1 protein-coding gene is annotated in these 1,623 nt (G+C 47.1%); it reads left to right on the top strand.

Annotation, left to right across the window (positions count from 1 at the left end):
- The first annotated feature begins 85 nt into the window (after positions 1-85).
- A complete protein-coding gene (locus WKT12_RS16345) occupies positions 86-1,444 on the top strand; it encodes a transposase (protein ID WP_340320319.1) in 1,359 nt (452 codons plus the stop codon).
- Positions 1,445-1,623 lie beyond the last annotated feature (179 nt).

Raw genomic sequence — 1,623 nt, 5'->3', positions numbered from 1 at the left:
AATTAGCTGGCTTTTTTGTATCTTTAGGTATTCCCCCACAAATAAGGTTTGGCAGCCAAAACGGGGGAAATTTCCAAACCAAGATATGGCAAAAGTACAAAATATTTCAGAGATTCACCCAACTTTGGGCTTTACAGAATTTGATATTCTGGAAAAATACCGCAAGAGTTTTAATGAGAGTGAGCTTGGCAGGCTTCACTCGGTATTTCCGTTTGGGTGTATGGCAAAAGCTGCAGGCCTGTCGGAACAGCGTCTGGGACGCAGGAACATCTTCAGCCCTTCGGCAAAGGTTGCCCTCATGGTCCTGAAAGCCTACACCGGATTCTCCGACAGACAGCTGGTGGAACATCTGAACGGCAACATACACTACCAGATGTTCTGCGGAATCATGATAGATCCGTCCTTTCCCATAACCAACTACAAGATAGTCAGTGCCATCCGTAACGAGATGGCATCCCGTCTTGACATTGAATCCCTCCAGGAAGTGCTGGCCTCACACTGGAAGCCTTATCTTGAGGACCTTCACGTGTGCATGACTGATGCCACATGCTATGAAAGCCATATGCGTTTCCCTACAGATATGAAACTCCTCTGGGAAAGCCTGGAATGGCTCTACAGGCATACCTGCAAGCATTGCGAGGAGCTTGGCATAAGGCGTCCTCGTAACAAATACAAGAATGTAGCTGAGTCCTATCTGTCCTACTGCAAGAAAAGAAAGAGAAAGGCTTCACGGACAAGGATGCTCAAGCGCCGTATGATCAGACTCCTTGAAAAGCTTCTCATGCAGAGGGATGAAATTCACAGGGAGTATGGGACCTCACTCCGATATACTCAGGATTACCGGAAGCGGCTTTCCATCATCAGAAAGGCTCTTGTACAGGAGAAGGAAATGTTTGAGGGCCGGAAGGTCAGTGACCGCATCGTCAGCATTGACCGTCATTATGTACGTCCCATCGTCAGAGGCAAGGAAACGAAATCCGTCGAGTTCGGTGCAAAAGTCAACAACATACAGATAGACGGCATATCGTTCATCGAACACCTCTCATTCAAGGCTTTCAACGAGGGCATACGCCTGAAGGACTGCATCCGCATGCAGCAGAAACTCATGAACGTGAGGGTAAGGTGTGTGGCTGCCGATTCCATATATGCCAATAATGCCAACAGGAAGTTCTGCACGAAATACGGAATCTCCACGTCCTTCGTACGCAAGGGAAGGGCAGCCAGGGATGAATCCTTGAGAAAGGTTCTCAGAAGTGAACTTTCAAGGGAAAGGGCCACCCGGCTTGAAGGAAGCTTCGGCACACAGAAGCAGCATTACTCGCTCTCGAGGATAAAGGCACGGAACAGGAAGACGGAAATCCTATGGATCTTCTTCGGAATACATACGGCAAATGCCGTACTGATGATTGACAAGATCAGGAACAGGACGGTTAAAGCGGCATGATATGATTTTACTGGCAGAATCAGAAGAGGTCACCAGGCTTCTTCCGGAGCGTCATGTCCTGCCGGATAGAATTTTTAAGAAAACACAGTAAAATAGCAATAAAAAATGGCATATGAAGATGACAGACCATAATCACTTCATATGCCATTTTATTTTGGGGGACATTTACTGAATATCCC

Source organism: Phocaeicola sp. HCN-6420 (genome assembly GCF_037890145.1).
Taxonomy (GTDB): Bacteria; Bacteroidota; Bacteroidia; order Bacteroidales; family Bacteroidaceae; genus Phocaeicola.
The sequence above is the reverse complement of the archived record's forward strand: the minus strand, read 5'-3'. Positions and strand labels throughout refer to the sequence as shown.